The 6,930-nt window shown below is 31.2% G+C and carries 8 protein-coding genes; all 8 read left to right on the top strand.

Annotation, left to right across the window (positions count from 1 at the left end; translation table 11 throughout):
- Nucleotides 1–132: 132 nt before the first annotated feature.
- The 8 genes from CVS97_RS08650 to CVS97_RS08620 all read left to right on the top strand — a co-directional run bounded on the left by CVS97_RS08650 (nt 133) and on the right by CVS97_RS08620 (nt 6,595).
- A complete protein-coding gene (locus CVS97_RS08650; protein WP_084041732.1) occupies nt 133–462 on the top strand; it encodes a type II toxin-antitoxin system RelE/ParE family toxin in 330 nt (109 codons plus the stop codon).
- On the top strand, nt 459–743 hold the full coding sequence (locus CVS97_RS08645; protein WP_107785785.1) for a helix-turn-helix domain-containing protein: 285 nt from the start codon (nt 459–461) through the stop codon (nt 741–743). Before CVS97_RS08650 ends, CVS97_RS08645 begins: the two co-directional genes overlap by 4 nt.
- An 11-nt stretch (nt 744–754) precedes the next feature.
- Entirely contained in the window at nt 755–1,687 is a 933-nt protein-coding gene (locus CVS97_RS08640; RefSeq protein WP_107785784.1) for a patatin-like phospholipase family protein, read from the top strand.
- 11 nt (nt 1,688–1,698) lie between these two features.
- Nucleotides 1,699–2,649, top strand: coding sequence for a cyclic GMP-AMP synthase DncV-like nucleotidyltransferase (locus CVS97_RS08635; protein ID WP_107785783.1), 951 nt, complete (start codon nt 1,699–1,701; stop codon nt 2,647–2,649).
- A complete protein-coding gene (locus CVS97_RS08630) occupies nt 2,637–3,356 on the top strand; it encodes a hypothetical protein (protein ID WP_159070909.1) in 720 nt (239 codons plus the stop codon). Before CVS97_RS08635 ends, CVS97_RS08630 begins: the two co-directional genes overlap by 13 nt.
- A 138-nt stretch (nt 3,357–3,494) precedes the next feature.
- Nucleotides 3,495–3,620: a hypothetical protein gene (locus CVS97_RS09535; RefSeq protein WP_265094260.1), complete on the top strand. Its 126-nt coding sequence runs from the start codon at nt 3,495–3,497 to the stop codon at nt 3,618–3,620.
- A 136-nt stretch (nt 3,621–3,756) separates the two neighbouring features.
- Nucleotides 3,757–5,304 (top strand): AAA family ATPase, encoded by a 1,548-nt coding sequence (locus tag CVS97_RS08625; protein WP_107785781.1) that lies wholly within the window; start codon nt 3,757–3,759, stop codon nt 5,302–5,304.
- The gene (locus tag CVS97_RS08620; RefSeq protein ID WP_107785780.1) at nt 5,297–6,595 is read left to right on the top strand and encodes a hypothetical protein; all 1,299 of its coding nucleotides are present in this window, start codon (nt 5,297–5,299) and stop codon (nt 6,593–6,595) included. Before CVS97_RS08625 ends, CVS97_RS08620 begins: the two co-directional genes overlap by 8 nt.
- Nucleotides 6,596–6,930: the final 335 nt, after the last annotated feature.

Raw genomic sequence — 6,930 nt, 5'->3', positions numbered from 1 at the left:
GGAGCCAGTAACTCCAAAAATTCTAAAGGATCTAGTTGAAGAGGTAAATTTTGATCAAGGAGGGGAAGAGTGAGTGTTCCTAAAGGTTATCATATTTGACAATAAGTTATCAAAAATGATAATATAGCCGACATGAAAGAGCAATTATGGAAAATCACATTTTACGATAAGAGTGTTGAAGACGAGACACTATCTTTGCCAGATACGATACTAGCTAATTTACTTAGAGTACTTGAAATGGCAAAAGAGGTTGGACCAAATTTGGGTAGACCACATAGTGCTCCTCTTGGAAATGGGCTATTTGAGTTTAGGGCAAAAGGCAAAGAAGGTATTGCAAGAAGTGTATTTGTAAATGTTATAAATAAAGAGATAGTGATTTTGCATACGCTCATTAAAAAATCAGACACCATTCCTAAAAAAGATATGAAGATCATTATGCAAAGAGCAAAGGAGATAAAATGAGACCAACATTTGAGGACTTTAAAGAAAAAGCTCTAAAAAGAAGCGAGGTAAAAAAAGAATACGATAAACTTGAAGTTGAATTTGATTTAAAGTTAAAGCTTATTAAGATTAGAAAAGCTGCAAATCTGACTCAAGAAGAGATAGCAAGTAGAATGAATACTAGTAAAAGTAATATCTCAAGACTAGAGAGCCTAAACTCTAAAATTTCACCAACAATTTCTACTTTAAATGCCTATGCCAATGCTGCTGGATATAGGCTTGATGTAAATTTTGTTCGTTAGGGAAAGCTGCCATGAAAATATTAACATTAGACGGTGGTGGAGTTAGGGGTTTTCTAACGGCTTGCATATTGGAAAATATAGAAAAAATTTTAAATACCAAAGATGAATCAAAAAAATCACTGGGTGAATACTTTGACTTAATTGCCGGAACGTCGACCGGTGCAATAATTGCTGGCTTATTGGCAATCGGTAAAAGAGCAGACGATATAAAAACTTTATACCAAAAGGATATTCCTGAAATTTTTTCAAAAAAAACAAAAAGATTTTTCTTCACACCTGGAACTAAATATAAAAAAGATATCCTTAAGAAAAAAGCCAAGGAATACTTCGGTGAACTTACATTTGAAGATGTAAAAACGCATTTACTTGTAACTGCTGTAGATATCGTAAGAATGGAACCGAGACTATATAAATCAAAATACAATGATTCAAATATTTCTAGATCAGACGAGAAGCTATATAGTGCGATTTTGGCTTCAGTATCTGCTCCAACATATTTTGAGGTAGAGATGGATTTAAAGCACTCTACAAATTTAATAGATGGTGGCATAGTTGCCAATAATCCATCCTTGATAGCACTCTCTGATGTGCTTTCGTTTTGCGAGAACGATATGGGTACTAGCGAAATAACATTGCTTTCGGTAGGAACCGGTAAGTTTTCAATGCTTCCATATAACCATAATAGTTTAAAAAATACTAGAATAAAATGGCTATTGCCAAATGCTCCACTGGTAGAAATTTTACTCAATACTCAATCTGAGTTAGCAGAATTTCAAACCAAAACTTTTATGAAGCAGCTAGGTTATGAAAACGGTTATAAAAGGATTAATCCTCAACTAAAAATGAAGATGGGGTTGGATGACGCTAAAGATATAAATAACTTATTAAATTTTTCTAGTTTAGATAGTAGTGATACTAATTGGATAATTAAAAAATTATTGTAAAAGGATGTAAAATGGTCGATTGCAACAGCGAGTTAAATAAATTCTACAACGAAAAAGTAAGACTTGGTGACTTGTGGAATACTCTTGGAAAGTATAAAGATATAAATTTAGATAGGCTAAAGAATGGTTTGCGGAACAATAATAGTCCTGCTTATAACGATACGATGAGTCAGGGGTCGTATTCCATGAGGACAATAGTTCAACATGTTAATAATGATTACGACATAGATGTAGGCGTTGTCTTTGATGACTCAAAAATAGGAAATATGACTTCGAAAGATATCAAAGATATGGTTTATAGGGCGATACAAGATGATAGATTTCAAAAAGCGCCAGAAGTATTAAAAAATTGTGTTCGTGTGTATTATAGTGAAGGGCATCATGTTGATATGGCTATATATAGAAAAAAAGATGATAGGCAAGAATTGGCAAGTTCTGATTGGGAGGAATCAAACCCAGAAGAGATTGTTAAGTGGTTTAATGATGCCGTCATAAGCAAAAGCCCAGACGATAATAATGGAAGACAACTTAGAAGAATAGTTAGGTTTTTAAAATTTTGGTCTATTAGTAGGAATGCCTGGGATATGCCTAGTGGACTAATCTTGACAATATTGGCAGAAGAATGTTATGTACCTATAAAATCTCGTGACGATCAGGCATTTTATGAGACTATTAAAAAAATAAAAGATAGACTGCAATATAATAAATCTATTCTCAATCCTGTAAATTCAAAAGAAATAGCAAATAGCGATAAGCACAAAAGAAGAATAGAAAAGTTATACGATAAATTGCAAACAGCTTTGCTTGATGAGTGTTTATCGGAGTTGGAATCAACAAAAGATAAAAAGAGAGCATTGATGATATGGGGAAAATTTTTTAATAGTAATTTTTTTGATGAATATATTAAAAATTTATCTTGCTCAACTATTATATCAACTCCAAATAAGCCATGGCGGATATAGTTTTACAATCTTGTGGCTTAGAAAAAGAATTGGTGCTTTGCAATACCGAAAAAGAGTGGTTATGTAAAAATTATCCCGACCTTGAAATTTTAAAAGATAGGATAGCTGGTAAAATTTGTTTTTATAGATCATGTAATGACATAAAAATAGTTGATAATTTTTCTATTACCATTTTTTTAAAAATATACAGCCCATCAATACTTCCAAAAGTGATTAATTCAGATAATAAGATAATAAATATTGCAAAAGCCATAAACAAAAACCTAGATGAACTTCATATAAATAGCGATGGTTCATTTTGTTTAACAGTATATCCGAAAGAAAAATCGTTTTTTACAAATGGTATTTTTAATATACAAGAATTTTTTACAAATTTACTGGAACCATATTTGTATTGGGTTAGTTTCTATAATAAATACGGTAAGGCACCTTGGGGAGAGTACTCCCATGGGGTGCTTGGATTGTTGGAATTTATAGCCGAGGAAAATTTAGACTTTAGAAGTATGTATAAAATCATAAAATATAACAGAGAAATAAATTTTAGAGATATTATTGACATATGCAGACAGAGCGGTTGCTTGTGTTGCAAAAATAAATTTAAAAAGAATAAAATAAGAAAGTGCCATTATCAAGCATGGCGTGGTGTCAAAAAGATCAAACAATCTCTATTGAATGATTTTAAGTTAATGTTTGTTTGTAATCATTAAATTTCATAAGAATTAAAAATATACTATTTTAGTATAAGGTATATCGTAAATGTATACTGTGATCTGCAAGCCAAATTAAGAATTTATAAATCATATTTTCTGATGTAAAAATTTAAAGTACTACTAGACAAAAGTAAAATGATAGGTTGCCTTAAAAAAGAAAATTTTTATCAAATTTTATTGATAGGCAAAGATAAGGGCAAAATCATCATGGGCGCAGAAATAGCTTACGATGACGAGATACTACAGGTCGTAAAATACTAGTTACCGTTTATAAAGATAGTAGAGTCTTTAAATCAAGGGAAAAATTTGAGGAGCTGCTTAGAGATTATTTGAAATGACATAACCTGTCATTTCTTTTTGCTAAGCTTTATTAAAAAATAAATAATAAAGAAAGCAAATGAGAGAAAAAATTTTAAATTTACTTGAAGCGATCTCAAAAGGCTTACACGAGCGTGACGATATAGTAGCAAAAACTCTTTTGGCTACTATTGTCGGACAAAGCGTATTTCTATATGGACCGCCAGGCACTGCAAAAAGCTTAATAGCAAGACGTATAAATTTAGCTTTTAAGGATGCGACGTATTTTGAATATCTTATGCAAAAATTTTCAACGCCAGATGAAGTTTTTGGACCAATAGACATAAAATCTCTAAAAGATGGCAAGTATGTAAGAAATACCCAAGGGTATCTACCGAGCGCAAATTTTGCATTTTTAGATGAAATTTTTAAAAGTTCGCCAGCTATACTGAATACGCTTTTAACTATCATAAATGAAAAACTTTTTAAAAACGGTAACGAAAACGTAAAGGTACCATTGTACGCGCTTATTGCTGCAAGCAACGAAACACCAGATATCGGCAGCGGATTAGAGGCTTTATACGATAGATTAAATATGAGACTTTTTGTCGAGCCTTTGCAAGACTGGAATAACTTTGTAAAGCTAATAAGCGATGAAAATGATGAGCCTCATATAGATGAAAATTTAAAAATTACCGTGGAGGAGCTTGATGTCTTGCGGCAAAAAGCTAAAAACATTAAATTTTCCTATCAAAGTTTAGAAATTATAAAGTTAATAAAGTCAAAACTAAACGATTTAAGTAATCCTATTTATATATCTGATAGAAGATATAAAAATTTAGCTCAAATATTAAAAATAGCAGCTATTTTATCAGATAGAGATGAAATTTTACCTATTGATACATTCGTACTTGCGGATTGTTTATGGAATAATAAAGATGAAATCAAAGAAGTTAAGCGTATAGTAAGAGAAAGTATTTATGCCGTTGTTTCTCCAGACATAGATTATACATTTTTAGATGAATTTAATGAAATTTATAAAACTTTTTATGAGTTATTTTTTTACCAAGATGATATATATGAAACCAAAATAGTTAATGATAAAATTTGTTACGAATTTGAGCTTTTAATAAATAGATTTAATGATGAGAATGATAAGGCAAATGTCAAATTTTATATTCCCATAGACGAACATAAGGGCATTAAAAATCCGCTGGATGCGGGCGGTCAGCCGCAAAGACGACTAGTTTATGTCTATCGTCATGACGGAAATTTTAAGGTAGGAATAGACAGAGGCGCTTATGAATGCGGATGGGATTCCGGGGCGGCTTACAATGATCATACAAGTATAGTTAGAACCTTTTGCCCAACTATCTTGCATAAAAAGGGCGATATGATAGCCATAAAGGACAGCAAAAGGAAACAGTTAATGAATATATCAAAAACCGCTCTTAAAAAGATGGACCAGATGATAGCTGGTACAAATGGCGAACTTGCCAGTATTAGAACTAACGGTTATATGTTTTTGGCTAAAGACGAGATAGATAGCTTTATTCAGGTAAATATTAGCCTTCTTAATAAGCAAAAGCATATAAGGCTAAAAATTTCACGCTTTATAAAAGATTTACAAGGACATAAAATTGCGTAATTATGAAGAATTTTATAGCTCTTTGCTTGAAGATTTTAGAAAAGACGTAGGCGAGCTAGATGATGTAATAGTAGCAGATATAAATAGTTATTTAGCTAGCGAACTTGATGTCATAAAGTCTGCCTGCGAAAATAATCCTTATAAAACATTAGATCCAAGAATAATGGATATAAAAAGGAGCATAATGTATGGGCAACAAGATACCGCAGATATTCAAACCGATATTGAACTAGTCAGAATTCTTTTAGGGGATGAGGAAGCTAAAGATTTTAAAAATAAGTTATCTATGCTTTCTAAAATAGATTTTAGAAAAAAATATAAGCGTTTAAAAATAAGAAAGAAGATACTTGATAGATGCGAGCAAGCATGGTGGCAAAGATGTATAAACAAAAATTTACAAAGTATACCCGATATATTAAATGAAAAAATTTATGAGCTAAAACTAATGTATGCAATTTGTCGACCATGTAAATTTAGGTCGCAGGGACTTTTACAAAATCATGATCCTGGAGATAGAATAGGAAAACTTACCACTTTTTTAAACATAATAGGTTCATCAAATAAATTAAGGCAAATATGCGAAATTATCGGTAGAGGCGAAGGTATAAAAAATGAAAACATAACTTTTTCAAATAGTAATTCAAAGCTTAATAACTTTAAAGAACAATTTGACGGCATTAAAATTTCAAATGAAATTGAAAATATTGTACCGTCTGAACTTGCATTTTTAAGTAAAGATTTACATATTATTTTTGATATGAAATTTGTTGAGAAAAAACTGTTGTGCTTTGAAAGTCAAAGCGAGGTCAAAAATATAAACAGCGGTTTTAAAATGCCAAATGTAAGACAAAAAGGGCCTGTGATGCTTGTGGTGGACGGCAGTTATTCTATGCAAGAAAAAGAAAATACAGCAAAAAGCATAGCCTTTTTAGTGGCTACTATCACCAAACGCGAAAAAAGAGCTTGCTATCTTGTGTGTTTTAATACTTGGGTAAAAGCTTATGATTTAAGCGGTCATAAATGGCATGACGAGTTGATGAAATTTTGTCTTACTAAATTTGACGATGGGACAAACTTTAAAATAGCTATCAAAAGAGCTTTGAAACATATCAAAAGCGATAAAAATGCCGATGTCCTAGTTGTTTCTGATGCATTGTTTTATATAGACGACGAGATAAAAAATATATCAAAAAATATAAAATCAAACGGTTCAAATTTATATGCAATTATACTAGGTGATGAGGGTACCGTAAAATTAAATGAAATTTTTGATAAAATTTGGGAACTGTAATGCACAAATTTGATAATCAAAACACAGGCGATATAAACATCAATATTGCTATGGTAAGATACTAAGGCTAGAAGTGATTCTTTTAATTTAGTTTATCCTTGAGATGTAAATTAAACGAAGCTGACGTTTTGATAGCATCTCTTGATGCAAACGCTAAAAAATATATGCAAGATGTTTGTTCTTTATTGAAAAAAGCAGGCAGTAGATAGATTTTCACTCAAATTCCTTATTTTTGGTTCCTATATTGAATCTGTAGAAAAAATATGAAGCCTTAAAAAGCACTATTTAGAGTAAAAAATGGACTTAGGTTTGTTTTTTGGCCAAGCTTGAGCTTT

Origin of the sequence: Campylobacter concisus (assembly GCF_003049735.1) — a bacterium.
In the GTDB taxonomy this organism is placed as follows: domain Bacteria; phylum Campylobacterota; class Campylobacteria; order Campylobacterales; family Campylobacteraceae; genus Campylobacter_A; species Campylobacter_A concisus_AN.
The sequence above is the reverse complement of the archived record's forward strand: the minus strand, read 5'-3'. Positions and strand labels throughout refer to the sequence as shown.

Excerpts from the sequence above, each read along its gene's own strand:
- CVS97_RS08650 (WP_084041732.1), top strand. The coding sequence starts at position 133 with ATGAAAGAGCAATTATGGAAAATCACATTTTACGATAAGAGTGTTGAA.
- CVS97_RS08645 (WP_107785785.1), top strand. The coding sequence starts at position 459 with ATGAGACCAACATTTGAGGACTTTAAAGAAAAAGCTCTAAAAAGAAGC.
- CVS97_RS08640 (WP_107785784.1), top strand. The coding sequence starts at position 755 with ATGAAAATATTAACATTAGACGGTGGTGGAGTTAGGGGTTTTCTAACG.
- CVS97_RS08635 (WP_107785783.1), top strand. The coding sequence starts at position 1,699 with ATGGTCGATTGCAACAGCGAGTTAAATAAATTCTACAACGAAAAAGTA.
- CVS97_RS08630 (WP_159070909.1), top strand. The coding sequence starts at position 2,637 with ATGGCGGATATAGTTTTACAATCTTGTGGCTTAGAAAAAGAATTGGTG.
- CVS97_RS09535 (WP_265094260.1), top strand. The coding sequence starts at position 3,495 with ATGATAGGTTGCCTTAAAAAAGAAAATTTTTATCAAATTTTATTGATA.
- CVS97_RS08625 (WP_107785781.1), top strand. The coding sequence starts at position 3,757 with ATGAGAGAAAAAATTTTAAATTTACTTGAAGCGATCTCAAAAGGCTTA.